Source organism: Rhodococcus coprophilus NBRC 100603 (genome assembly GCF_001895045.1).
GTDB lineage: Bacteria > Actinomycetota > Actinomycetes > Mycobacteriales > Mycobacteriaceae > Rhodococcus > Rhodococcus coprophilus.
The window spans coordinates 45394-68703 of sequence record NZ_BDAM01000006.1; the positions used below are offsets into that span (position 1 = coordinate 45394).

General features: G+C 65.9%; 26 protein-coding genes. 8 read left to right on the forward strand and 18 right to left on the reverse strand.

Annotated features, from left to right (window positions below):
• Positions 1-78: 78 nt before the first annotated feature.
• On the reverse strand, positions 79-1050 hold the full coding sequence (locus RDCOP1_RS11350; RefSeq protein WP_072700743.1) for an LLM class F420-dependent oxidoreductase: 972 nt from the start codon (positions 1048-1050) through the stop codon (positions 79-81).
• Positions 1051-1138: 88 nt separating this feature from the next.
• Here RDCOP1_RS11350 and RDCOP1_RS11355 point away from each other — a divergent pair, with 88 nt between their 5' ends.
• The 3 genes from RDCOP1_RS11355 (at position 1139) to RDCOP1_RS11365 (ending at position 2837) form a co-directional block, all read left to right on the forward strand.
• Positions 1139-1867 carry an MOSC domain-containing protein gene (locus tag RDCOP1_RS11355; RefSeq protein ID WP_072700552.1) on the forward strand — a complete coding sequence of 243 codons (729 nt, stop codon included), beginning with the start codon at positions 1139-1141 and terminating at the stop codon, positions 1865-1867.
• A gap of 80 nt (positions 1868-1947) precedes the next feature.
• Positions 1948-2589, forward strand: coding sequence for a hypothetical protein (locus tag RDCOP1_RS11360; RefSeq protein ID WP_231922872.1), 642 nt, complete (start codon positions 1948-1950; stop codon positions 2587-2589).
• Positions 2589-2837 (forward strand): helix-turn-helix domain-containing protein, encoded by a 249-nt coding sequence (locus RDCOP1_RS11365; protein ID WP_231922871.1) that lies wholly within the window; start codon positions 2589-2591, stop codon positions 2835-2837. The genes RDCOP1_RS11360 and RDCOP1_RS11365 overlap by 1 nt, the downstream gene beginning before the upstream one ends.
• Before the next feature lie 9 nt (positions 2838-2846).
• Here the strand turns inward: RDCOP1_RS11365 and fahA are convergent, their stop codons facing one another.
• From fahA to RDCOP1_RS11410, 9 genes are all read right to left on the reverse strand, one after another.
• Positions 2847-4034 (reverse strand): fumarylacetoacetase, encoded by a 1188-nt coding sequence (gene fahA, locus RDCOP1_RS11370; RefSeq protein ID WP_072700557.1) that lies wholly within the window; start codon positions 4032-4034, stop codon positions 2847-2849.
• Entirely contained in the window at positions 4031-4915 is an 885-nt protein-coding gene (locus RDCOP1_RS11375; protein WP_072700558.1) for a hypothetical protein, read from the reverse strand. The genes fahA and RDCOP1_RS11375 overlap by 4 nt, the downstream gene beginning before the upstream one ends.
• Positions 4912-6102 carry a homogentisate 1,2-dioxygenase gene (locus RDCOP1_RS11380; protein ID WP_072700560.1) on the reverse strand — a complete coding sequence of 397 codons (1191 nt, stop codon included), beginning with the start codon at positions 6100-6102 and terminating at the stop codon, positions 4912-4914. The genes RDCOP1_RS11375 and RDCOP1_RS11380 overlap by 4 nt, the downstream gene beginning before the upstream one ends.
• A gap of 114 nt (positions 6103-6216) precedes the next feature.
• Positions 6217-6744, reverse strand: a complete 528-nt coding sequence (locus RDCOP1_RS11385) for a MarR family winged helix-turn-helix transcriptional regulator (RefSeq protein WP_072700562.1) — start codon at positions 6742-6744, stop codon at positions 6217-6219.
• A 99-nt stretch (positions 6745-6843) separates the two neighbouring features.
• Positions 6844-8175 carry an MFS transporter gene (locus tag RDCOP1_RS11390; RefSeq protein ID WP_072700564.1) on the reverse strand — a complete coding sequence of 444 codons (1332 nt, stop codon included), beginning with the start codon at positions 8173-8175 and terminating at the stop codon, positions 6844-6846.
• 35 nt (positions 8176-8210) lie between these two features.
• The gene (locus tag RDCOP1_RS11395) at positions 8211-9668 is read right to left on the reverse strand and encodes an FAD-dependent oxidoreductase (protein WP_239537267.1); all 1458 of its coding nucleotides are present in this window, start codon (positions 9666-9668) and stop codon (positions 8211-8213) included.
• A complete protein-coding gene (locus RDCOP1_RS11400; protein ID WP_072700747.1) occupies positions 9665-10462 on the reverse strand; it encodes an SDR family NAD(P)-dependent oxidoreductase in 798 nt (265 codons plus the stop codon). The genes RDCOP1_RS11395 and RDCOP1_RS11400 overlap by 4 nt, the downstream gene beginning before the upstream one ends.
• Positions 10455-11285 carry an SDR family NAD(P)-dependent oxidoreductase gene (locus tag RDCOP1_RS11405; protein WP_072700566.1) on the reverse strand — a complete coding sequence of 277 codons (831 nt, stop codon included), beginning with the start codon at positions 11283-11285 and terminating at the stop codon, positions 10455-10457. The genes RDCOP1_RS11400 and RDCOP1_RS11405 overlap by 8 nt, the downstream gene beginning before the upstream one ends.
• 57 nt (positions 11286-11342) lie before the next feature.
• The gene (locus RDCOP1_RS11410) at positions 11343-11777 is read right to left on the reverse strand and encodes a nuclear transport factor 2 family protein (protein WP_072700568.1); all 435 of its coding nucleotides are present in this window, start codon (positions 11775-11777) and stop codon (positions 11343-11345) included.
• A gap of 171 nt (positions 11778-11948) precedes the next feature.
• Here RDCOP1_RS11410 and RDCOP1_RS11415 point away from each other — a divergent pair, with 171 nt between their 5' ends.
• From RDCOP1_RS11415 to RDCOP1_RS11430, 4 genes are all read left to right on the forward strand, one after another.
• Positions 11949-12611, forward strand: coding sequence for an IclR family transcriptional regulator (locus RDCOP1_RS11415; protein ID WP_111731695.1), 663 nt, complete (start codon positions 11949-11951; stop codon positions 12609-12611).
• Between the two features lie 120 nt (positions 12612-12731).
• Complete coding sequence (locus RDCOP1_RS11420) at positions 12732-14075, forward strand: YhgE/Pip domain-containing protein (protein ID WP_072700570.1); 1344 nt, start codon at positions 12732-12734, stop codon at positions 14073-14075.
• A gap of 189 nt (positions 14076-14264) precedes the next feature.
• Complete coding sequence (locus RDCOP1_RS11425; RefSeq protein ID WP_072700572.1) at positions 14265-15824, forward strand: bifunctional 3'-5' exonuclease/DNA polymerase; 1560 nt, start codon at positions 14265-14267, stop codon at positions 15822-15824.
• 135 nt (positions 15825-15959) lie between these two features.
• Positions 15960-16406 carry a nitroreductase/quinone reductase family protein gene (locus tag RDCOP1_RS11430; protein WP_084722578.1) on the forward strand — a complete coding sequence of 149 codons (447 nt, stop codon included), beginning with the start codon at positions 15960-15962 and terminating at the stop codon, positions 16404-16406.
• 6 nt (positions 16407-16412) lie between these two features.
• Here the strand turns inward: RDCOP1_RS11430 and RDCOP1_RS11435 are convergent, their stop codons facing one another.
• From RDCOP1_RS11435 to RDCOP1_RS11450, 4 genes are read right to left on the reverse strand one after another with little or no spacing between them, the layout of a single operon-like run.
• Positions 16413-17267 carry a DNA-3-methyladenine glycosylase family protein gene (locus RDCOP1_RS11435; protein ID WP_072700574.1) on the reverse strand — a complete coding sequence of 285 codons (855 nt, stop codon included), beginning with the start codon at positions 17265-17267 and terminating at the stop codon, positions 16413-16415.
• A complete protein-coding gene (locus tag RDCOP1_RS11440; protein WP_072700575.1) occupies positions 17267-17854 on the reverse strand; it encodes a methylated-DNA--[protein]-cysteine S-methyltransferase in 588 nt (195 codons plus the stop codon). Before RDCOP1_RS11440 ends, RDCOP1_RS11435 begins: the two co-directional genes overlap by 1 nt.
• A complete protein-coding gene (locus RDCOP1_RS11445; protein ID WP_072700577.1) occupies positions 17851-18366 on the reverse strand; it encodes an RNA polymerase sigma factor in 516 nt (171 codons plus the stop codon). Before RDCOP1_RS11445 ends, RDCOP1_RS11440 begins: the two co-directional genes overlap by 4 nt.
• Complete coding sequence (locus tag RDCOP1_RS11450) at positions 18353-18865, reverse strand: methylated-DNA--[protein]-cysteine S-methyltransferase (RefSeq protein WP_072700751.1); 513 nt, start codon at positions 18863-18865, stop codon at positions 18353-18355. The genes RDCOP1_RS11445 and RDCOP1_RS11450 overlap by 14 nt, the downstream gene beginning before the upstream one ends.
• A gap of 108 nt (positions 18866-18973) precedes the next feature.
• Here RDCOP1_RS11450 and RDCOP1_RS11455 point away from each other — a divergent pair, with 108 nt between their 5' ends.
• Positions 18974-19660 carry a ribulose-1,5-bisphosphate carboxylase/oxygenase large subunit gene (locus RDCOP1_RS11455; RefSeq protein ID WP_072700753.1) on the forward strand — a complete coding sequence of 229 codons (687 nt, stop codon included), beginning with the start codon at positions 18974-18976 and terminating at the stop codon, positions 19658-19660.
• Positions 19661-19748: 88 nt separating this feature from the next.
• Here RDCOP1_RS11455 and RDCOP1_RS11460 read toward each other — a convergent pair whose 3' ends face one another.
• From RDCOP1_RS11460 to RDCOP1_RS11475, 4 genes are all read right to left on the reverse strand, one after another.
• Entirely contained in the window at positions 19749-20168 is a 420-nt protein-coding gene (locus tag RDCOP1_RS11460; protein ID WP_371836826.1) for a hypothetical protein, read from the reverse strand.
• Positions 20169-20258: 90 nt separating this feature from the next.
• A complete protein-coding gene (locus RDCOP1_RS11465) occupies positions 20259-20996 on the reverse strand; it encodes an SDR family NAD(P)-dependent oxidoreductase (protein ID WP_072700581.1) in 738 nt (245 codons plus the stop codon).
• Positions 20993-22021, reverse strand: a complete 1029-nt coding sequence (locus RDCOP1_RS11470) for a phosphotransferase family protein (RefSeq protein ID WP_072700583.1) — start codon at positions 22019-22021, stop codon at positions 20993-20995. The genes RDCOP1_RS11465 and RDCOP1_RS11470 overlap by 4 nt, the downstream gene beginning before the upstream one ends.
• A complete protein-coding gene (locus RDCOP1_RS11475) occupies positions 22018-23235 on the reverse strand; it encodes an acyl-CoA dehydrogenase family protein (protein ID WP_072700755.1) in 1218 nt (405 codons plus the stop codon). The genes RDCOP1_RS11470 and RDCOP1_RS11475 overlap by 4 nt, the downstream gene beginning before the upstream one ends.
• Positions 23236-23310 lie beyond the last annotated feature (75 nt).

Sequence of the window (23310 nt, forward strand, 5' to 3'; positions counted from 1 at the left end):
GCCGGACCGGACCGGCGCGCACCACCGCGACACCCACATGCCGCGTCGACGAGACCGGTGGAATCGGTGTACGGGAATTCAGCGCGGCGCGAGCGCCCTGATCATCGGTGCGGGATCCTCGGACGGCAGCAGCGCGATAGCCGGGGTCGTCACGCCGTTGTCCATGTAGCGCTCGACATGCTCGCGGCACTTCTCCGGAGCACCGTGAACGATGAGATCGTCGACGACATGATCCGGAATGGCTTCGAGCGCGCCCTTGCGGTCGCCTTCGGCCCACAGTCGCCACATCGCGGCGAAATCGTCGGAGCGTCCGAGGAATTCGTGGAAGGCGCGGTAGACCGGAACGTTCATGTACGCGGCGATCATTCGGCGCCCGATAGCACGGGAGGTGTCCGCGTCCATGCCGGGGAGCACAAAGATTCGCGCGGCGATCTCCTTACCGGCGCCGCCTTCGTTCACATACGGGGCAACAGTGCGCACGTCGTCGGCGGACAGCCAGTTGACGATCGCACCGTCTGCTTCCCTGCCTGCCAGCCTGAGCATGCCCGGACGCAGTGCTGCGAGCAGGACCGGCGGCACGGGGTCCGGAACGAGACCCGCGCGGAAACCCTGGACCGAGAAGGTGTCGTACTCGTGGCTCACCTTCTCACCGGCGAGGGCGGACCGCAGGAACCGCAGGGTGTCGCGGGCGCGCTTGAACGGCTCCTCGAACGGGATACCGTTCCACTTCTCCACGATGACGTCGGAGGACGTGCCGACGCCGAGGACGAACCGGCCCGGAGCTGCGGCCGCCAGAGTCGCGGCCGACATCGCGAGCGTCGCGGGCCCGCGGGTGTAGACCGGCACGATCGCGGTGCCCAGCCGGAGCGACGGAGCCCAGGTGCTCGCCAGCGCGAGGGGTGTGAAGGCGTCCCCGGCGCCCGCCTCGGACGACCAGACATCGGTGTAACCGAGATCGGGCAGTTCCTCTATCACTCGCCGCTGCTGGTCGAAGGAGATGCCGTCGAGCGGAATGGTGAGTCCCCACCGCCGTGTCGTTTTGTCCGTCATGGCGGACACCTTAGTCACCATGTGGGCCCGGTCACCCCGGCGCGCTGTCCTCCCAGGTTGCCCCGGCCGCGCCGTATGCTGGCACGTTGTGCGAATCGGTCAGCTGTGGCGTTATCCGGTGAAGTCGTTCGGTGGCGAGCGACTGGACGCGGCGACCGTCGAATCGGACGGCCTCCGCGGCGACCACGTGTGGGCGATCGTGGATCCCGAGACGGGCGATGTCGCGAGTGCGAAACGGTTCCGGCGGTGGGGGTCCCTCCTGTCGTGCCGGGCGCGACTGCTCGACGACACCGACCCCTGCGACCCTGCCGCACTCGAGATCACGCTTCCGGACGGCACCGTCGTCCACGGCAACGACGCCGCCGTGGCGGATCTGCTGTCGGATGCGACCGGGCGGCCCGTCCGGCTCGAGGCACGACCGCGCACGTATGACGAAGCGCCGCTTCACCTCCTGTCCACCTCGGCAGTGGAGGCCCTGGAGACGGGCGACGCGCCGGCGGTCGCCCTGCGCAGGTTCCGGCCCCAGATCGTCGTCGAGTCTCCCGGACGCAGGGGCTTTCCCGAAGACGAGTGGGTCGGCAGACGCATCGGGATCAGTTCCGCAGTCGTGGTACCGAGCAAGCTCACCTCACGGTGCGTGATGGTGACGCTCGGGCATCAGGAAGTACCCGCGCGACGCGACATGCTGCGGACGGTGATGTCGCGGCCGATCGCCACCGGGCTTGCGGACGACAAACCCGGTGCCTGCATCGGCGTGTATGCCGACGTGGCGGAATGCGGGTTGATCGCGGTAGGAGATGCGATCGACGTCCGGTAGGACCGCGCCGTAGACATATCGATTTTCGATGTGTACAACGAATATCGATATTATCGACTTTCGTTATGCCGGGAGGACCCATGCACACGGTCGAAGACGTACCCCCGATCACTCCCACCGAGACGTCGAAAAAGGAGCGCCGAGACCTCTGGGCGTCGATCACGGTGTTCGCGGCCACAGCCCTCGTCGTCGTCGTCAACTACGTCGTCGGACTCCTACACGACCTGGAGAATCGGACCGTGACGGCGCGACTCTCCTTCGAACACACACCTCCACCGACCATGCTCTCCCCCAACGGAACCCCCGTTTCCGTCGCCGGTACGTCGAACATCGACATCCCCACCGACGCGGTATCACCGGTGACCGTCGGGTTCCTCCGCAGCGCCGACGCGGTGGAGACGATCGGCTACCTGGCGGTTCTGGCCCTTCTCACCTGGGTCATGGTGCGATTCGCACGCGGACGGTTGTTCGACAGAGGTGTCATCCGCGGAGTCACCGCGGCGTCCGTTGCTGCCGTCGTCACCATTGTCGCGCCGACGTTTCCACGCGTTCTCGGCTCCAATCTCGCCATTCGAGATCTCGCATGGCAGAACGGCGTCGACGCCCAGGGCATCGGGCCGGAGTTCTGGTACGCCTATGTCTTCTGCATGGCCTTGTCTGCCGTCGCGGTCGTACTGCGCATCGGTAGCCGGGTGGCACGCGACAACGAAGGACTCGTCTGATGCCACCCGATACCGACCACGCCGTACGGTGCCACCTCGACGACCTGCTCGCCGCCCGGGGAATGACCCTGGCACACCTCGCGGAACAGGTCGGCGTCAGCGTCGTCAACCTGTCGGTACTCAAGAACGGGCGTGCCCGCGCGATCAGGTTCTCCACGCTCACCGCAGTGTGCCGTGCACTGAACTGCACTGTCGGAGAGCTTCTCTCGCTCGAGGAGGAACCCGACACAGACGGGCACGCCGGCTGACGAAACTCCTCAGATCCCGGTACCCGTGGCGGGAAGGATGCGCGTGCGGACCTCACCGAATCCGATCCGGGTGCCGTCCGGGCCCGGGGCCGTGGCAGAGATGGCGATTTCGTCGCCGTCCTCGAGGAACGTGCGAGTCTCGTCGCCGACCCGAACGGGTTCTGCGCCACCCCAGGTGAGTTCGATGAACGCGCCGCGCTGGTCCTTCTCCACGCCCGAGATCGTCCCGGAACCGAACAGATCACCGGTACGCGTCGCCGCACCGTTGACCGACGTATGCGCGAGCATCTGCGCCGGCGACCAGTACATCTGGGCGTACGGCGGCCGCGAGACGAGGTGACCGTTCCATTCGACGGCGAGATCGATGTCCAGACCCCACTTCTCGTCGCCCCTCAGGTAGGGCAGCGGCTCCGGATCCTGCACCGGCGTGTCGATCCGCGCGGCCTCGAGAGCGGCAAGCGGTACCACCCACGGAGAGATGGACGTCGCGAACGACTTTCCGAGGTTCGGACCCAGCGGCACGTACTCCCACGCCTGGATGTCCCGGGCCGACCAGTCGTTGAGGATCACCGCACCGAAGCAATGATCGGCGAAGTCGTCGGGAGCGATCTGCGAGCCCATCGGCGAACCGACACCCACGACGAAACCCATCTCCGCCTCGATATCGAGGCGGACCGAGGGGCCGAAGACGGGAACCTCGTCGTTCGGGCCCTTGCGCTGACCGCACGGGCGGACGATGTCCACTCCCGAGGTGACAACGGTGCTCGACCTGCCGTGATACCCCACCGGCAGGTGCTTCCAGTTCGGCATGAGCGGGTCGGGATTCTGTGGACGGAACAGCCGGCCCAGGTTCGAGGCGTGATTCTCGGAGGCGTAGAAGTCGACGTAATCGGCCACCTCGATGGGAAGGTGCAACGTGACGTCGTCGATGGAGAACACCGCGTCTTCGTCGAGATCGCCGGTGATCGCATCCTGGATTGCGGCACGAACCTCGTCCCACCGCGCGCGCCCCTGAGCCATGAACGCGTTGAGCGACGGTTCGGCGAAGACGATGTCGTCGAACAACCGGCTCAGGTCGAGAACCGAGTCACCCACGCGGACACCGACGCGCGGCTCGGTGTCCGCGGTGGAGAAGATCCCGTAGGGCAGGTTGCCGGGTCCGAAGAGCGAGCCCTCCGGGATTGCGATGACGGTCATGCGGGTGTTCCTTCCGAGGTCGGGGAGTCGGTCGACGGCACGAGGCCGAGTGCACGGAGGTCGGCGAGCGGTTCGGCGATACTGCACGTCCCGTACGAGAGGAATCGGGCGCGGACCTCGGCGGCTCGGTCGGCGGCCAGTCCGGCGAGCCGAGTCGCAAGCGCGGCACCGTCTCTCTCGGCGAGGACAGAGGAGACAGCGTGTGTGTCTCCACCGTCGAGCGCCGCCGCGACCGCCGCCAGTACGTTCACGAATCCGTGCTGCTCGAACCCGGTGCCGGACGCGGTGTTACGGACCGCATGGTGCAGTCCGGCAGTCGCCTTGAAGGGTATCCCCGCGGTGACCGTCGTGGTGATCGCCTCGGCGAGTTCGGCCTCGTCGGGGTATGCCTCGGCGACCACTCCACCGGTGCGAAACTTCGCCGCATACGGGCTCCCTGCGAGCCGTCCCAGGATCGCCGTACGCCGCGCGTCGCGCGGAACCTCCACGAACAGAGCGATATCCGGGTGCAACGCCGAGACCTCGTCGAGCGCTGAAAACAACTCGTCGACGCCACACTCGGTGGGCACCACGATTTCGAGTGCGGCCACGATCACCGCATCCAGCGCACCCGCGCGCTCGAGCGCGGGCAGCATCGCCGACGGGCGCGGTACCGTCAAGCTCAGCACCAGCTCTCCGGGGTACGGGAACTGCGCGAGGAAGTCTGCGAGCTCCCCGAGTCGCCCTTCCGGGAAGACGAACGAACCGACAAGGTCTGCGTGGGAGGATTTCCCATGTTCTGCGTGTGCGGGTACGGCTTCGGAGAGGGGTGCGTTTCCGGGTGGGAACAGTGCGGCATCGTCACACAGTCCTGCCAGGAGCGGACCGTATCCGACGCTCATCGGTTTCGGTTCCAACTGCTCGCGTAGGACGGGTCCTCGCACGCGAGTGCTCCCTCACCGAGTTCGAGAGGCCGGAACGTGTCGACCATGACCGCCAACTCGTCGAAGAAGTCCACACCGATGCTCCGCTCGTAGGCACCGGGTTGCGGACCGTGTGCGTGTCCACCGGGATGGACGGAGATCGACCCCTGCCCGATGCCCGATCCCTTGCGGGCTTCGTAGTCGCCCCCGCAATAGAACATCACCTCGTCCGAATCGACGTTCGAGTGGTAGTACGGCACCGGAACAGCGAGCGGGTGGTAGTCCACCTTGCGAGGCACAAAGTTGCAGATCACGAAGTTGTTGCCCTCGAAAGCCTGGTGCACCGGTGGCGGCTGATGGACACGGCCGGTGATCGGCTCGAAATCGTGGATGGAGAACGTGTACGGATACAGGCATCCGTCCCACCCGACGACGTCGAAGGGATGGTTCGGTACTACGTAACGCGTGCCCACGATGCCGTTCGACGTGCGGTGCTTGACGAGAACTTCGACGTTCTCCTCCTCGACCTGCACGAGTTGCGAGGGACCGTGCAGGTCGCGCTCACAGAAGGGGGCGTGCTCGAGGAACTGTCCGTACTTCGACAGGTAACGCTTCGGCGGAACGATGTGGCTGCTCGCCTCGATGACGTAGGCGCGCAGCGGTTCGTCGCCTGTCGGGACCCAGCGATGCGTGGTGGCCATGGGGAGCAACACATAATCCCCGGGCTCAGCCATGAGAGTGCCGAAAACCGTTTGAATTTCGGCAGTTCCGGACTCGACATACACCATCTCGTCGCCGACGACATTGCGGTAGAGCGGCGATTCCTTCGCCGATACGACGTACGAGATCCGCACGTCCGGGTTCCCGAGGATCAGGCGGCGTCCGGTGACCACGTCGGTTTCCGACCAAGTCGCCTCGGGGAAGAGCTTGTGGAGTTGGAGATGCCGCGGTTCGAGCGGGTGATTCGGCGTCGTGCTCTGGTCACCGAGTTCCCACTTCGTAGCTTCGACGATCGCCGACGGAATGTACCGGTGATAGAGCAGCGACGAGTCGGAGGAGAAACCTTCCTCACCCATCAGTTCCTCGTAGTAGAGATTGCCGTCGTCGTCCCGGTGCTGGGTGTGACGCTTGGCGGGAATGACACCGAGCTGTCGGTAGAACGCCATGGTTCGAGCTCCTCGCATGTTCTCGAGCTGTCGCGAGCGACTGCACCGCTATTAGTAAATACATTAACTAAATGCAGATCGTGAGCGCAACCACAAAGAAGCCGGATACCTCGCTCAGTTGCGTCCGCGCACGTCGAACTGGCTGCGGTTCGTAATCAGCTTGTTCAAGAGCATCACGAGGATCTGTTGCTCGGTTTCGGACAGCACATCGACCCATGCCGCTTCGCGCTCGTTCTGCGCGGCGAAGACCTCGACGATTTCGTCCTCCCCTTCGGGAGTGAGCGACAACTGCACGGACCGCGCATCGTGAGCGACCGCGGCCTTTTGCAGCAGACCGGCCTCTACCAGGGGTTTCGCGAGGTTCGATACCGCGGCCCTGCTCATGCCCGTCAGCCGCGCCGCAGTGTTCGGCTCGATGGGACCGGCGAGCCAGATCACGAACATGAGCCGGTACGCCGACCACGACCGCCCACGGGGCCGATGGACGGTGGATTCGAGATCGTAGGTGACGATGTCCGACGCACGGTTGAGCGTGAGGAGCACCTCTGTCGCACTGCGATGGTGATCGCCGAACTTGCTGTTCAGACGCTCCTGCGCGAGTTCGACGAAGGACCAGTAATCGAGGTCCCGGGGAGCTGACATGCGGTTACAGTACCTCAGGCGGCATATAGTTCACATATTTATCAACTCGACGGCGAAACGCCGGCACCCGAGGTGGATGCCGGCGTTCGAGTCGATCCGTCAATCGGTCCGCAACTCGATTCCCTTGGTCTCCTTGATGGTGAAGACCGCAATCAGAGTGAGCAACGCACAGAAGACGAAGTACCCGGCAGGCGCCAAGGAATTCCCGGTGAGGTCGATGAGGTAGGTCGCGATGAACGGCGCGGTGCCGCCGAGACACATGTTCGTGATGTTGTTGCCCAGCGCGATACCGCTGTAGCGCACGGAGGCCTTGAGCATCTCGACGTAGACGACGAACGAGGCACCGTTCACGACGGACACGCAGATGAACAGCACCGACTGGCCGAGCACGGCCTGCCAGATCGTTCCGCCCGCCATCAACATGAACATCGGAACGCCCAGCACGGCCGAAGCCACACTACCCGCGAACAGCACCGGCTTGCGTCCGAACTTGTCGGCCATGTAGCCGGCGATCGGGAGGGTGATCACACCGAGTACCAGTGCGAGCGAAGTCGACAGGAAGGACACCGACTTCGTCTGCCCGCCCTCGGTCTGCAGGTAGGTCGCCGCGTACACCGAGGCGATGTAGTAGCCACCGACGATGAGCGCGCCGAGCATGACGATCTTGACGACGCTGCCACCCGAGGTCTTCAGCAGTTCGACGAACGGAAGCTTCTTGGTCTCACCTTTGTCCGCGAGTTCCTCGAACTGCGGCGTGTCCTCGAGATGGTTCCGGATCCAGACACCGACCACACCGATGACGACGCTGAGCAGGAACGGGACACGCCACGCCCATTCGAGGATCTGCTCTTCGGTGAAAACCGACGTGATACCAAGGGCGACAAGGGAAGCGACGAGGGAACCGAGATACGTGCCGCTGTTGACGAGGGATGTCTGCGTCGCACGCCAGCGAGCCGGGGCGGACTCGGAGACGAACGCGTTGGCGCCGCTGAGTTCGCCGCCCGCGGCGAAGCCCTGCAGACACCGGGCGAGCACCAGCAGCGCCGTGGCCCACACGCCGAGTGTCGCGTAAGTGGGCATCAAGCCCATGGCTGCGGTGGCCACGACCATCAGCAGGATCGTCCAGGACAGCGCGGTCTTCCGGCCGTACTTGTCGCCGATGTGTCCGAAGAAGATTCCACCCGGTACCCGGAGGAAGAACGCGACGGCAAATGCCGCGAACGTTCCGAGCAGTGCTGCGGTTTCGTCCTCGGAGACGAAGAACAGGGTGGCGACCATCGTCGCCATGTAGCCGTAGATACCGAAGTCGTAGTATTCGACGACGGTGCCGACCACGGCGGCGCGGATGACCTTCGCCGTCGACTGCTTGGGCTGCGCGGGCTCTGCGACCGGGGGACTTTCCACGGCAAGTGCCGTGTCGGATCCGAGCATGGTGTGTCCTTATGTGATTCGGGGGATGGCCGGCGTCAGACGCCGACTGCGCCCAGTTCGGGGGATGTAGCAGCGGCAGAGGCGCCTGCTGCGTTGCGGCCGGCGATGCGGCCCATGGTCAGGGCGTTGGCGATGGCGTTGCCGCCGCCGACGTAGCGGAGACCGAGGATCCCGGCTCCCGCTTCACCGGCCGCGTAGAGGCCGGGTACGACGTTCCCGATTGTGTCGAGAACTTCCGCATTGCTGTTGATTTCGAGTCCTGCGTGAGTGCAGACGAGTTCGGCGGGGAGCATCCGCACTGCGTAGAAGGGAGCGTGTGCGATCGGGTCGGGATGTGACGTCGAGCCCTTGTTCGCGAGTGTCCGATTCCGCAGGAAATCCTCGTCGATACCGTTGGGCAACTGGGTGTTCCAGCGCTCCACCGTCCTGGCCAATGCTGCGGCCGGCACGTCCGTCAGCCGCGCGAGTTCCTCGAGGGTATCGGCGCGCAGGGTTCGCCCGGCGTCCGCCTCTTCGGCGATGCGGTCGGCATCCCAGTCCGCGTATCCGGTGGGCAGTTCCGTACGGGCCTTCTCGTCGAATACCGCCCACACCGGCCCGTCCTGAAGGTCCATGATGCCGCCGGACACCGCGTAGGACGCGTCTTCGTCCATGAACCGCCGGCCCGCCTTGTTGACGTAGAGCCGGGACTTGGGCGGAAACCCCGCCTGCCAGTGGTGAAGATGCTGGAAGTACGCGGTCGGGAGCATCAATCCCCAGCCGTCACCGGCGATCGCGGAACCGACCTGCTCACCGAAACGCAGGTGGTCACCGCGACTACCCGGCGCGGCGACAACGAATAGCGATTCGCCGGCCTGCAAGGCATACGGGTAGTAACGCTGCAGCAGGTCCGGGTCCTGGGCGAAACCCCCGGACGCGACGACGACAGCGTGCGCCCGCACTTCGATGTCGTCCGCGACGACGCCGGCCACACGTCCGTCGTCGACGAGGAGGCGCTGCACTCGGGTGCCGAGGATCGCTTCGACCCCCTGTGCGCGTCGCGCACGATCGAGGGTCTGCACCAAGCCGTATCCCTGGTCCTTCGGGACATGGCCGCGCCAGACGTCCTCGACCCCGGCCTGGCACAGCCCGGGCATGTGGGCGTTCGACGACACCCGCGCCGGAATCTCCAGTCCCAGGCCGAGAAGCCATTCGAGGGTGGGACCGGCGTTGTCGCAGAAGGCGCGAACCAAGCCTGGGTTGAGCACCCAGTGATTGAGATCCATGTAGTGCTGGAAGAACTTCTCGGCGCTGTCCTCGATACCGAGCCCGTGCTGCACGCTGGTGCCTGCCGCAGTGAACAGCCCGGCGGACAGCTGCGTCGAGCCGCCCAACTCCGTCTCCGACTCGAAGAGCAACACGCTCGCGCCGGCCTCGGCCGCGGATACTGCTGCGGCCAGCCCCGCGCCGCCGCCGCCGATCACCACCACGTCGATGATGTCGTCGTCGATCATGACAGTTGGTCTCCCGTTTCCTTGATGATGCGGTGGTACAGCCCGTTCGAGGTCAGACCGCCGTCGACAGTGAGTTCGCTCCCGGTCATGTAGCTGGAGCGGTCGGACAGCAGAAACAGGACGGCGTCGGTCACCTCGTCGGCCGTAGCCATCCGTCCCGCCGGGATGCTCTCGAGAGCCGCGCCGACGAATGCGTCGGCACCCTCGAGAAGCGACGTGCGGACGAGGCCGGGATGCACCGAGTTCACCCGGATACCCCACTTTGCGAAGTTGCCGGCTGCGGATTTCGACAATCCCCGCAGTCCCCACTTGCTCGACGAATAGGCAGGAGAGAAGTAACCGATCTGCCCTGCGATCGACGAGATGTTGACGATCGCACCGCCGCCTCCGTCGCGCATCAGGGGTGCGACGGCTTTGATCCCGTGGAAGGGGCCGAACAGGTTGATACGCATGGTGGTTTCCCACACGTCGTCCGGGGTGTCCATGAACTCGAGTCTGCGCGAGATCCCGGCGTTGTTGACGAGACCACCGAGTTCGCCACGCAGCGAGCGGATCTCGCCGACCACACGGTCCCACGCAGCGGCATCGGTCACGTCGAGCGTGTGCGCCGACGCGGACCCTCCGGCTGATCTGATCTCTTCGGCTACGGGCTCCGCATCCACGACATCTGCGAGGCACACATGAACACCGCGGGCGGCGAGCGCGCGGGAGTGGTTGGCGCCCATGCCTCCTGCCGCACCGGTGACGAGTACGACCGAGGGGTAGGTCGTAGCGTCCGCCACTGTGTCAGACATGCCGAGACCCACCGTCCACTGCGATGGAGTGACCGGTGACGTAACGCGCACTGTCCGAGAGCAGGAACAGGAGTGGGCCGAAGACCTCTTCGGGAGCACCGAGGCGGTGGAGCGGGACGGAGTCTAGAGCGCGTGCCAATGCGGCGGGATCCTCCTGGACCCAGCGGGTCATCTCGGTGTCGATGTACCCGGGCGCAATCGAATTGACGCGAATACCTTTGTCGCCCAGTTCGACTGCCAACGATTCGGTGAGGTGAGCAACGGCCGCCTTCGAAGTGCAGTACGCACCACGACCCTTACGGACACGCAGGGCAGAGACCGAGGACATGTTGACGATCGCCCCGCCCTGTTCCATGTGCCGCGACGCCGCCTGCGCGCCGAACAGCACACCCTCGACATTGACGTCCAAGGTCAAGGCGATCTGCTCGCGGGTGATGTCGTCGACGAGGGCGAACGGGAAGACGCCGGCGTTGTTGATCCAGAAGTCGATCCGGCCGAACTCTCGGAGTGCAACCTGCGCAAGCGCTTCGTGCTCGTCGGGATCGGTGACGTCCACGCGGGCACCGACGACCGTACCCGGCTGGGCCACGAGGGACTCCGTCGCCAGTTCTGCGTTGATCTGCTGGGCGGTCTCCTTCATCTGAGTGTCGTTGATGTCGCCGCCGACGACATTCACGCCCCGCGTCGCCAGACCGCGAGCGAACTGGGCGCCCATGCCGCGCGCGGCCCCGGTGATGACGGCGGTCTTACCGGCCATCTCGGGGTACGCGGCCGCGATGGGGGTGGTAACGGTGCGGCCCGGGTTCTGAGCGTCAACGGTCATGATGCGTGATCCTTCGAAAGAGTGAAACGGTTGTGGTCCGACGCGCACAGGGACGTGTCAGGAGTCGTCGCGCCGGACGGTGCGTTGGGCAATGAGCCATGAATAGTTCTGGCGGACAAGGTGGTCCGCGATCGTGGTGAATCTGACCAGACGGGAGTCTCCGCCACGCGCCGTCGCCACGATCTGCAGGTAGGCGCGTACGTCCAGGGTCTCGTCGTCGACGGCAACGACGTCGACATTGGTGATCACATGGCGATGGACTTCTCCGGCGTCTCGCGCACGCTCGAAGAAAAGCTCTGCGAAGCGCGTGAGTTCGTCCGTGCCGACGACGGGAGCCGGATAGCTGGGCGAGTGGAACTCCCCGTCCGCTACGAATGTCTCTGCCCATTCGCGCGCCGATCCGCCGTCGATGAGGTGACTCTGCCGGCCGTAGAGCTGGTGAACCTCCGCGAGCACTGTCGCGGAGACCTCCTGGCAACTGCGTGAGACCACCTTGGGACCGTCCTTGTGTGCGATAATCGCACACAATGTGCGATTAATGATGATGGTAAGTGTTACAGTTCACAAACGTCAAGGGAGGTAACCGGGGACATGTCGGGTGCAGGGCAACAGACCGTAGAACCGCAGGCACTGGGGCGATCCCCCGTGGAACTCGATGCAGGAATGTCGAAGACGCTTCATAACGGTCTCTCGATCCTGGAGTTGCTCGCCGCCCACCCGCACGGAATGTCGATCACGGAAATCGCCGAGGGCATCGGCGTACACCGCACGGTGGCACACCGGCTCCTCCGCACTCTCGAAGCGCACCGGTTGTGCCGGCGCGACGAGCACAAGGTCATTTCACTGGGCGCGAGCCTGGTCACTCTGGCGGAATCGGTCGAGCAGGACCTGCGCACACTCGCCCGGCCGATCCTCGAAGAACTCGCCGACACCGTCGGAGCGACGGCACACCTCGTGGTCCGGGAATCGGACACCCATGTGCGAGCGATGATGGTGGTCGAGCCCCGGCGATCCGACGTACACATCGCGTTTCGGCCCGGTCAATTGGACCCGATCGACCGCGGTTCCGCCGGTATGGCGATCCTCGCGGCCCAACCCCCGAAGGAAGGCGAACGGCGCGAGGTGACCGAGGCTCGCCGTGCCGGATATGCGATCTCGGCAGGCGAGATCATCTCGGCGACGATAGGCATCTCCGCTGCGCTGTCCAGGCGCCCCGGCAGCACCCAGGCCGCGATCGGTATCTCGGTGTTCGACGCGACCGACGAAGAACGGCTCGCCGGTGCGGTAACCACAGCAGCGCGAACGCTCGGGGACCTGCTCCGCTGACCAGCGTCCGGCCGGACGCTCGTCGACAGCGCATATGCGTGTGAGCCCTCGTCGGGCACCCCCGTGTGCGCTCGAGCACTCGGTTCCACGAATCAGCACACATGTGTGCACAATCGTGGAGTGAGTTTTCCCGATACCTCGGTCGATCCGCATCGGCACACGCTGCGCGGTCCCCGTTTCTGGCTGGCGCCGCTCGTAGTCGTCACCGCGGTGATGGCCGCCTTGGGCTACTTCTATCTCGGCAGCATGCTCGAACCATCCGCAAACCTGCGCGAGTTCCCGATGGCGATCGTCAACCAGGACGTGGGCGACGTCATGCCGGGTTCCGACGCCCATCGCAACCTCGGAACAGAGATCACCGGAGCTGTTCTCGACGGCATCGATTCCGAGCGGATCGATCTGCAGGAAATGGGAATCGCTGCTGCGCACCAGGGGCTGGACAGCGGCGACCTTTACGGCGCGATCGTCATTCCGAGCGACTTCACCAAGCGCACCTCGATCCTCGCGCAAGCCAGCGTTGTCCCCGGTGACATCGAGAAGCCCGTCATCACCGTCTACAGCAACCCACGCACCGGAACCTTCGCGTCGGCAATCGTGGGGATCATCGGCGACGAAGCCATGACCACGGTCAATACCTCCGTCGGTGCAGAACTCACGAAAACTGTCACCGCGACGCTCGCGGAGACCGCACCCGATCTCCAGCTCTCGGGCGGCAGCAAGCTCACCCTCGCGGAACCGATCAACGTCCTCTCCGTCGAGCACAAACCCCTGCCGGCGCACACCGGTTCGGGATTGTCTGCCTTCTACTACACGCTCCTCCTGATCCTCGCGGGTTTCACGGGCGCGACAATCGTCAGCTCGATCGTCGATTCCGCGCTGGGATTCGTGCCCACCGAGTACGGCCCGCTCTACATCACCAAAGAAACCACGAAGATGTCGCGGCTGCGGGTGTTGTTCCTCAAATGGGCCATCATGGTCGTGCTCGCCCTGGTGGTCTCCGCCCTCTACCTCTGGATCGGCACCGCACTCGGGATGCCGGTGGCGCGACCGCTGCTGCTCTGGGAGTACGGAGCGCTTGCCATCACGGCTGTCGGAGTCACCTCGCTCGCGGTGATGTCCGTGTTCGGACCGGCCGGCTTGCTCGTGAACCTGATGCTGTTCGTCGTGCTGGGCCTCCCCTCGTCGGGAGGCACGATCCCCATCGAGGCGTCGCCGCCGCTGTTCGAATGGCTTGCGACTTTCGAGCCGATGCACCAGATCTACCTCGCGGTTCGCGCGATCCTCTACTTCGACGGAAATCTCTCCGCCGGCCTCGCCGAGGGCACGAAGATGACCCTCGTCGGCCTCGGAGTCGGTCTGCTGCTCGGGATCGTGGTGACGTGGATCTACGATCGGCGCGGCTTCCACCGCATTCCGGATGCACCCGGGACCACTCGCACCCTCTCGACCGTCACCACCGGGTAGTCGGCGCAACGGAACCCCACCGCATGTCGGGGTTGCGGCGGGGCTCCGCACGATCACCGTAGTCGCGGCGGCCACCCCTCGACCGGCCCGTACCGGGTGAAACCAGGGGTGAAGCCGATCTTGGGTCCCCCGGCGAACCGGTCGGCGGGCGGCGTGGAAGCCGCATTCGACGGGGGGCACACTTGAGCGGTGCGCACCGTCGTCGTCCCCCATCCCGCCGGTGGTGGTGCCGTGCGCGGCGCCAGTACCGTCACCGTCGACGAGAACGGAACACCCGGCGCTCCGGTGCGACACCACCGCGACCTCCCTGCCGCGGTGCACGAGATCGAAGCCGCCGATCACCCCCGATGGGTCTGGACCTCGACGTCGTCGGTATACCCCGAACTTCTCCGCGCGGGTGTGCGCGTCCAGCGATGCCACGACCTGGCAACGACGGGCGCGATATTGAGCATGCGCGACGGCGTGCCGGTCGCGCCCTCCGACGACCCGGTCGACGAACGGCCCGGACTGTTCGACGCCGCGCCCGCCCTCGACGTGGACACCGTCGTCGCGCGGTTTGCCGAGCAGCGTCGGCGCATCACCGGCGATCCCCGTCTGGAACTCCTCGTCGCCGCAGAATCGGCAGGGACGTTGGCCGCCGCCGAGATGGGTTTCGGTGGACTGCCGTTCTCCGCCGAATCCCACCGCCGCCTCCTCGAACGCACACTCGGCCCTCGGCCCACCGGTTACGAGATGCCTGCGCGGATCGCCGAAGTGACCGAAGAAATCAGCGCGGTGTTCGGCCGTCCGATCAATCCTGCGTCGCACACCGAGGTGCTCGACGCCTTCCGACGGGAAGGCATCGACGTCTCGTCGACGCGCAAGCACATCCTGCGTGAGGTCGACCATCCCGCCGTACCGTTACTGCTGCGGCACCGCGACCTGTCGAAGCTGTTCAGTACCAACGGATGGCACTGGCTCGACACCTGGGTGCACGGCAACCGGTTCCGGCCCGTCTACGTTCCGGGTGCCGTCGTCTCGGGGCGCTGGGCGAGCCGCGGTGGTGGCGCGCTCCAAATCCCCAAGGCACTCCGCACCAGCGTGGTTGCCGACCCCGGATGGACGTTCGTCGTCGCCGACGCGGGGCAACTCGAACCGAGAATCCTTGCGGCGATGTCCGGTGATCGCCGGATGGTTGCCGCCGCCGGCGAGGACGACCTCTACGCGCCTGTCGCGGCCACTGCCTTTTCCGGCGACCGCGCGAAGGCGAAGGTCGCGGTGCTCGGTGTGCTGTACGGCGCGACCTCCGGCGACTCTCGCTCGTTGCTCGCCGTTCTCCGCAAGAGCTTCCCGGACGCGGTTGAGTTCGTCGAACGCGCAGCACGCGCGGGTGAGCGCGGCGAGGTCGTGCATTCTTGGCTGGGACGGGCATGCCCACCGGCACCGTCGAGTTTCCAGTCCGAGGGTGACCTTCGTGCTCGCGGGCGTTTCACCCGCAACTTCGTCGTGCAGGCGACCGCTGCGGAGTGGGCCTTGTGCCTGCTCGCTGAACTGCGACGGCGACTGTCCACCGATCCTGATCCGAGCGCAGGTGAACTCGTGTTCTTCCAGCACGACGAAGTCGTGGTGCACACCCGCAATCCGTCGCTCGCGGCAGCGCACATCACCGCCTCGGTGGAGGTCGCCACACGACTGATGTTCGGTAACACCCGGGTCCGGTTCCCCATGAAGACGGCTGTTCGCACGACCTACGCCGACGATTCCGAATAAGCGCTCGTTGCTGCGGAGATCGCTGCGCCCCAACGCCGCCATTCAGAGAGCACTGCTCTTGACTGTCCCTTCGCAGTCGCGCACACTGGTATCAATTCGAGAGCACCGCTCTCGGAACTAGCCGAAGGAATCGTCATGGATGCCTCCACCCGCTACATCGGCCCCAAAGGACTGGACTCGGTCATGAACCGGTTCTTCAACACACTTCCCAGGCTCGGCATCAGCGTCGCCGGCTCTCGCCTGCTCGCCGTGCGCGGCCGAAAGAGCGGCGAATGGCGCACCACCATGGTCAATGTTCTGACCGCTGCCGACGGCGCGCGTTATCTCGTCGCCCCGCGCGGCCACACGCAGTGGGTCCGCAATCTTCGGGCATCGGGCACCGGAGAACTCCGGCTCGGGCGCCGCGTCGAAACCTTCAGCGCCACCGAAGTCGCGGACACGGACAAGATTCCCGTACTCCGCGAGTACCTGAAGCGTTGGGGATGGGAGGTGGGCCGGTTCTTCGAAGGTGTCACCAAGGATTCCACAGACGACGAATTAGCAGCTGTAGCACCCGGATTCCCGGTCTTCGCGCTCGACTGATCCGCTTCAGGGCGCCGGATCCGACGTGGCGTGCGCCCACAGATGCGCGACCGCGTAGGCGCGCCAGGGTCGCCACTGCGCCGCGAGCGCGGTAGCTTCACGCGTCGTTTCGGCGCCGAGAGCCCTCCTCAGCACGAGGTCGCCGGCCGGGTAAGCGTCGGGGTCGCCGGTGCGCAACGCCAAGTAGTCGACGGTCCACGGGCCGATTCCGGGTAGTGCGAGGAGGTCCCGACCGAAGGACGCCGACTCCGGATCCAGCCCGTCGCATGCGGCCCGGGCCAACTCGTGCACCGTGCGTGCGCGCGATCGGGTGGTACCGATCGTCGCACGAAGTTCTTCCTGATCGAGAGACACGAGGCGTTGCGGGGTCGGAGAACAACGCAACCCGCCCGGCGCGTCGTCGCCGAAGGCTGCGACGAGGCGGCCCGCGAAGGTAGCGGCTGCCCCGACGCTCACCTGCTGCCCCAGCACCGTGCCGACGGCGGTGGTGAACCAGTCGGTACTCCCCAGGACTCGCAGTCCGGGCCGCGCCCGTACCAGCGGGGCGAGGACCGCATCGGACGCGAACGCGGCGTCGACGAGCGCGGGATCGGTGTCGAGATCGAGCCAACGCCGCACTGCCGCTTCGACTTCCTCGATGTCGCTCCTGTGGGTAGCGTCGACGCGAAGGATCACCTCTTCTGCATCGGGGCGCAATTTCGCTGCCGCATACGCCGAACCGCGCGACGTGCGTATCGCGATGCAGTGGGCGCCGACCGGCGCATCGTGACGCTCGTGTCCCGGCACGGCATGTCGACGCAACGTCGCCAGTAAGGGCTCCACCGCGAACGGCAGCGCTACCGGGAGCCGGAGCGTCGCCATCACACAGCGGATTCGAGTCGGAGCAGAATTCGTTTTGCCTCGGTGCCGCCGGCGTACTGGCCCATTCCTCCGTCGGTGCGGACGACACGATGGCACGGGACGAGCACAGGCAAAGGGTTCTTCGCGCACGCAGTGCCTACCGCGCGTACCGCTCGCGGGCTACCCGCAGACGCGGCGACCTCCGCGTAGCTGGCGGTGCGTCCGTATCCGATGTCGCTCAGGTGTGAGATCACCTCGCGCCGGAAACCCTTGGCGAGGCGGAAGTCGAGAGGGAGATCGAAACGAGTTCGGGACCCGTGGAAATACTCGTCGAGTTGCCGGACCGCATCGTCGAGCTGCGCAGGTGCCTCGAGGATGCGAGGGCTGATCTGTTGCGACAACTCGTCGAGCACCCCGCCTGCACCGTCCGCAACGAAAGCCACCTTCACCAGCCCCACAGTGGTGGACGCCAGCAACAACGGGCCCACGGGAGTATCGACGACGCGGTACGCGACATCCAGCAGTCCGGCGGCCTCGGCGTCGACGACGAGCTTCTCGTGCAACCACGCCAGGTCGGATGTCGCTACCGGAGGAATCGGAAAGTTCATGTCGTACTTCCTGTTTCGGCGTGATAGTAGAGACGAAGTGACTCGCGGCCGTCCGCGGCGGCTCGGCGAGCCGCATCGGTACTGTTGCCGAGGATCGCGCCGATCTCGGCGTACGGCAATCCGCCCACGTAGTGATAGACCAACGCCGCGCGCTGCGTGAACGGCAACGCCGCGACCGCCGACCACAATTCGTCGTCCCCCGATCCGGGTAGCCCTGCTGTCGAGGGACGCTCGGGGACGGTCTCCGTCGGGACGGGTGTGCGACCACGGAGCCTGTGTACGTCGATCGCCTTGCGGTGAGCGATGGTCACCAGCCACGCTTCGATATTGCTGCCCGGGCGCAGATCGGGATACGCACGTAACGCGGCCAAGAACGTCTCGGACCACGCGTCGTCTGCGTCGGTGAAACCGAGCAGAGCCCTGCACACCCGCAGTACCGTCGGGCCGTGGTCGGCAACCAACCGTTCGAACGGCGGGAGAGGCCCTCGCTCGGTTGCGTCAGACCGGGGCATGAGTGGCCCGCGCCTCCCGGACTTCCGCTTCCCGCTCGAGCAGGAACCGTTTGCGTTCGAGACCACCTGCATAGCCGGTGAGCTTGCCGCTGCTCCCGATCACCCGATGACACGGGACCACGATGCACAGCGGATTCCGCGCGTTCGCGGCAGCAACCGCGCGGACCGCGGTGGGGCGTCCCACCGCCGCCGCAATGGAGGTGTAGGTGCGAGTGGTGCCGTACTCGATCTCTGCCAATGCGGCCCACACCTCCCGCTGAAATTCGGTACCGGCGGGCGCGACGGGGAACGTGAAGCGTGTGCGTTCACCTGCGAAATACTCGCCCAATTGCGTCCGTACCTCGTCGAATCCTTCGGTGACCCGGGGGCCGAAGGAGGTGCGGTCCGGGGAGGGGCGGTGCTCCGCCATGTACACACCGGACAGAACACCGTCGGTGTTCACCAACGTCACTTCACCGATCGGTGTGTCGATCAAGACGTGCGTGCGCGATGCGGTCACGGGTTCGATCCTTTCATCCGGTGCGGGGTTCACATCGAGTAGACGCTCGGCGCGACCGAAACGTGAGGTTGCTGGCCCGCCTGGTATGCCGTGGTGAAGGATGGCCTGATGATCGCCTTACCCGTTGTCCCTCTCGTCGGATCCCTTCTGGACGTCACTCGCACGGTGGTCGAGCGGACGGTCGCTACAGCCACCTTCGCGGTGTCCGTGCCCGCCCGCGCGGAGGCATTGCTCGACAACGTCGAGTCACTCGTCCGCCGGGTCGATGCGGTGGTCACCGAGGCCGCAGATGCCGTCGCCCAAGCCAACGCGATCATCGGGTCCACGCGCTCGGTCGTCGCACAAGCCGACGCTGTCGCCGAGCAAGCCCAGCTCATCGTCGGGCAGGTCGGCACGGTCGCTACCCAGGCCACCACCATCGTCGGAGAAGTCGGCACGGTTGCTACCCAGGCCCAGACGATCATCGAATCGGCCGGCCGCAGCGCCGACCTCGCCGGCGAACTACTCGACACCTACGAACCCCTCGCGCGGAAGGCTGCGCCACTCGCTTCCCAGTTCGTCGAAGAGCTGTCGCCGGAAGAAGTACACGCGGCCATCGTCATGCTCGATCGGCTACCCGAACTGGCCGACCGGATGAACATGATCATGCCGATTCTCGGGACACTCGACACCGTCTCGCCCGAGATCCACGAGTTGCTCGGCGTCGTCAAGGACCTCCGGCAGGCCATCACCGGAGTGCCCGGATTCGACTTCCTCCGTCGGCGCGGCGAAGAGAAGGAGAACACGGAGGAGTAAGTCGCGACCGGTCCGGAGACTCGGGAGTTCCCCGGCGACGAGCGCGAGACCGCCGCACAGCAGGTCGACTCGGAACCCGTCGCCCGACCTACGGAACGTAGAACGCCGCGACACCCGGCGTCGCGAGCCCGTGCCCGGGTATGACGGTGACCGCAACCTGCCCGGACCCGGTCTCCAGTGTCGCCTGGGCAGGAAATCCGTGCAGCCCGTCCGACAACTGGGCGGAGCCCGACGCGCCCGTCGACAGATTCAGCCAGTTCACGGTGGAAGACAGCGGGCACCCCCACCGCCCCTCCTTCCCGCCGGTGATCGTCACTGCGCCGGGTTGTTCGCCGACCACCGCGGCGCATCGGATCGGCGGCACGTCGAAGCTTCCGTTCGGATTCCCGAACGGGGCAGGATCGATCTGGAACGGGATGGTCACCGACGCGGCGGCGACGGCACATTGCGCCAATGCCGAGCCGATGCAGACCGAGGCGAAAACAAGTGTTCTACGAACCTGTTTCAGAGGGGAATTCCGAGAATCGGCTGCAGGCATAACGCACATCTTGCACGAGAAACCCGTTACGCGCGCGCAGTTTTCGCTTCGGCTGCCCGATCAGGCGCCGTACAGACTCGCCCCCGCGCGACTCACCACCAGTCGCGGCAGCACCGCGCGCGACGACAGCTTCAGCAGGGCATCGACGAGTTCGACGACATCACCTACCTCGATCATCTCGTCTGCCGGAATGCGGTCCTTGATCCAGTCGGACATGTCGGTATCGACGTAGCCGGGGGCAATCGCCGAGCCCGTGACACCGTTGCCCGATTCCTCGGCATTGAGGGTCTCCACCAGCGAGATCAGCCCGGCTTTCGTCGCACCGTACGCGGCGAGTCCGGCTTCGGCATACACGCCGGCGATCGACGCGAGCGCGATCACCTTGGCGCCGCGTCCGGGATCGGCCGCTGCGCCGGACCGCAGCAACGGCAACGCCGCCTGCATCAACGCGAACGGCGCGTTGAGGTTGACGGCCACGGTCTTGTCGAAGCGGCGTGCCGGGAACTCCGCGATGGCACCGGCGGTCCCGACGCCGGCGTTGAGGATCAGCGCCTTCATCGATCCGTAGGCTTCCGCGTGGGCAGCGACGATCCGGGCCGGCGCTTCCGGGTGCGCAAGATCGGCCGCGACCGTGCGCACCTCCTTCGCTCCCGCTTCGCGGAGTTGCACCGCGACCTCCGCGAGCCGTTCGGCGTGACGCGCCGAAACGGTCAGCGAGACACCGCGGTCCGCCAGACGGGTGGCGACCCCGAGCCCGATCCCCCTCGTCGCTCCTGTCACCAGCGCACTCGCGGTCACGAGGCCGGCCCCTTTACAGATTCCAGTCCGGCCGCGACGAGCGCGGGTACAGCCTCGCCCGCACGATCGAAACCGTCTCCGACGGTCGCGCCCGCCCGCCAGCGGTGATTGATGCCTTCGGCGATGACGGCCAGCTTGAAGTACGCCAGGCCCATATAGAAGTTCCAGTGCGCGATCTCGCGTCCCGAAGCGACCGCGTACTGCTGGACGAGATCGTCTGCGGACGGCAGTCGATCGCTGGTCCACGCGGCCGGGAATCCGAGTACCTGATCGAGCGCGGGGTGGCGGTACACACACATCATGGCGAGGTCGGTCAGCGGATCGCCGAGCGTAGAGAGTTCCCAATCGACCACGGCCGCAACTCGTCCGGGATCGTGGGAGTCGAGGATGGTGTTGTCGATGCGGTAGTCGCCGTGCACGATCGACGCGGTGGGTGATGCCGGAATCGAGTCGGCGAGAACGGCGTGCAGTCGGTCGACGTCCGATAGCTCGCGTGTCTTCACCCTGCCCCATTGACCGGCCCACAGCTTCACCTGGCGGGTGACATAACCGTCGGGACGGCCGAATCCGCTCAGCCCTACAGCCTCGTAGTCGACGTCGTGAAGGGCGGCGATGACGCGCACGAGTTCCTCGGTGCAGCGGACGACTTCATCGTCACCGAGCGAATCGAGGTCGGCCTTGCTGCGTACCACGCGCCCGCTCACGTGCTCGACCACGGTGAAGGACGCGCCCATCACCGATTCGTCCTCGCACAGTGCAATGGTGCGCGCGACCGGCACCGCACTGCCTTGGAGAGCCGAGGTGATGCGATATTCACGAGCGACGTCATGTGCCGACGGAGTCAGTCCCGCGGTGGGCGGGCGACGCAGCACCCAGTGGGATGTCCCGTCGAGGATGCCGTACGTGAGATTCGATTTACCTCCGGAGATCAGCTCTGCGCGCAGTTCTCCGTCGACCGGAACGCCGTTGTCTCTCAGGAAGCGATCGAGGGCAACGAGATCCAGCCCTCTGTGCGCCGTGGTCATCGGGCGACGCCTCGAGCTGCGGCTGCCTTGCGAGCGGCGCCGATGGCCCGCTTGGCGATCGCCCAACGGTGCACCTCGGACGGACCGTCGTAAATGCGGAACGGGCGGACCTCCCGCGAAAGCCTGGCGAGAGGGAGATCTTCGGAGACGCCGAGGCCGCCGCACATCTGTACCGAGCGGTCGACGATACGGAAGATGGCCTCGGCAGCGAATGTCTTGGCGATGGAGGTGGCATCGGCCGCGTGAGACCCTTGATCGAGTTCCCAGCACGCCCGGACCAGCAGCGCACGCGTCGCAGCGATATCGATCTCGTTGTCGGCGACCATCTTCTGGATCATGCCGAGGTCACCGAGTTTCGAACCGAAACCTTCGCGAGCGGCAACGTACCGCACCGCCGTATCGTGGCCGCGCCGCGCGGCGCCGAGCCAGCGCATCACGTGCGTCATACGGGCCGGGCCGAGTCGCACCTGGGCATAGGCGAAACCCTGGTCCACCTCGCCGAGCACGGCGGAGTCGGGAACGAACAGGTCCTCGAAGTCGACTTCGCAGTGGCCGCCGATCATCGACTTGTCGAGAGTGTCGATGTGGCGGCCGACCTTCAGTCCGCCGGAAGCCGCAGGAGCGAGGAACATCGTGGCGCCACCCCGCTGCCCCGGTTCCCCGAAGGTGCGCGCCATGATGATGAAGAATCCGGCACCGTCGGCACCGGTGATGAAATGCTTGCGCCCGTTGATCTTCCAGCCACCGGATACCTTCTCGGCGCGGGTGGTGAGCGCGTTCGGGTCGGCGCCTGCGCCGGGCGCCGGTTCGGTCATGGCGAAAGCGGAGCGTACGTCACCCGCGGCGAGCGGCGCGAGGAACCGGCGCTTCTGCTCGTCGTCGGCGATATGGGCGAGCATGTGCACATTGCCCTCGTCGGGTGCGGCGATGTTCAACGCGACCGGACCGAACAGCGAGTAGCCCGCCGCTTCGAACACGGGGGCGCGGTCGGCCATGCCGAGGCCCTGCCCGCCGTACTCGACCGGAGCGTGCGGCGCGAACACACCGGCCGCCTTGGCGGCTGCCTGCAACGTCGCCCGTGCAGCGTCGCCTCCGGCCGCCGCGATATCGCCCCGGTGCGCGTCTTCCAAGGGAAGCACTTCGCCGCGGACGAACGCCTCGGTTCGGGTGACGAGATCCTGGACGTGCTCCGGGTAGGACAGGTCTACCGCCATACTGAACTCCTTCCACCACCGACCGAACGATCGCTCGGTGCATGTCACCGTGGCATACCGCGTGAATCGGGTCAA

What these genes read in the sequence shown, in the direction of transcription:
- RDCOP1_RS11350 (WP_072700743.1), bottom strand. Translation starts at nt 1,050, where the DNA reads ATGACGGACAAAACGACACGGCGGTGGGGACTCACCATTCCGCTCGAC.
- RDCOP1_RS11360 (WP_231922872.1), top strand. Translation starts at nt 1,948, where the DNA reads ATGCACACGGTCGAAGACGTACCCCCGATCACTCCCACCGAGACGTCG.
- RDCOP1_RS11365 (WP_231922871.1), top strand. Translation starts at nt 2,589, where the DNA reads ATGCCACCCGATACCGACCACGCCGTACGGTGCCACCTCGACGACCTG.
- fahA (WP_072700557.1), bottom strand. Translation starts at nt 4,034, where the DNA reads ATGACCGTCATCGCAATCCCGGAGGGCTCGCTCTTCGGACCCGGCAAC.
- RDCOP1_RS11375 (WP_072700558.1), bottom strand. Translation starts at nt 4,915, where the DNA reads ATGAGCGTCGGATACGGTCCGCTCCTGGCAGGACTGTGTGACGATGCC.
- RDCOP1_RS11380 (WP_072700560.1), bottom strand. Translation starts at nt 6,102, where the DNA reads ATGGCGTTCTACCGACAGCTCGGTGTCATTCCCGCCAAGCGTCACACC.
- RDCOP1_RS11385 (WP_072700562.1), bottom strand. Translation starts at nt 6,744, where the DNA reads ATGTCAGCTCCCCGGGACCTCGATTACTGGTCCTTCGTCGAACTCGCG.
- RDCOP1_RS11390 (WP_072700564.1), bottom strand. Translation starts at nt 8,175, where the DNA reads ATGCTCGGATCCGACACGGCACTTGCCGTGGAAAGTCCCCCGGTCGCA.
- RDCOP1_RS11395 (WP_239537267.1), bottom strand. Translation starts at nt 9,668, where the DNA reads ATGATCGACGACGACATCATCGACGTGGTGGTGATCGGCGGCGGCGGC.
- RDCOP1_RS11400 (WP_072700747.1), bottom strand. Translation starts at nt 10,462, where the DNA reads ATGTCTGACACAGTGGCGGACGCTACGACCTACCCCTCGGTCGTACTC.
- RDCOP1_RS11405 (WP_072700566.1), bottom strand. Translation starts at nt 11,285, where the DNA reads ATGACCGTTGACGCTCAGAACCCGGGCCGCACCGTTACCACCCCCATC.
- RDCOP1_RS11415 (WP_111731695.1), top strand. Translation starts at nt 11,949, where the DNA reads ATGTCGAAGACGCTTCATAACGGTCTCTCGATCCTGGAGTTGCTCGCC.
- RDCOP1_RS11430 (WP_084722578.1), top strand. Translation starts at nt 15,960, where the DNA reads ATGGATGCCTCCACCCGCTACATCGGCCCCAAAGGACTGGACTCGGTC.
- RDCOP1_RS11435 (WP_072700574.1), bottom strand. Translation starts at nt 17,267, where the DNA reads ATGGCGACGCTCCGGCTCCCGGTAGCGCTGCCGTTCGCGGTGGAGCCC.
- RDCOP1_RS11440 (WP_072700575.1), bottom strand. Translation starts at nt 17,854, where the DNA reads ATGAACTTTCCGATTCCTCCGGTAGCGACATCCGACCTGGCGTGGTTG.
- RDCOP1_RS11445 (WP_072700577.1), bottom strand. Translation starts at nt 18,366, where the DNA reads ATGCCCCGGTCTGACGCAACCGAGCGAGGGCCTCTCCCGCCGTTCGAA.
- RDCOP1_RS11455 (WP_072700753.1), top strand. Translation starts at nt 18,974, where the DNA reads ATGATCGCCTTACCCGTTGTCCCTCTCGTCGGATCCCTTCTGGACGTC.
- RDCOP1_RS11470 (WP_072700583.1), bottom strand. Translation starts at nt 22,021, where the DNA reads ATGACCACGGCGCACAGAGGGCTGGATCTCGTTGCCCTCGATCGCTTC.
- RDCOP1_RS11475 (WP_072700755.1), bottom strand. Translation starts at nt 23,235, where the DNA reads ATGGCGGTAGACCTGTCCTACCCGGAGCACGTCCAGGATCTCGTCACC.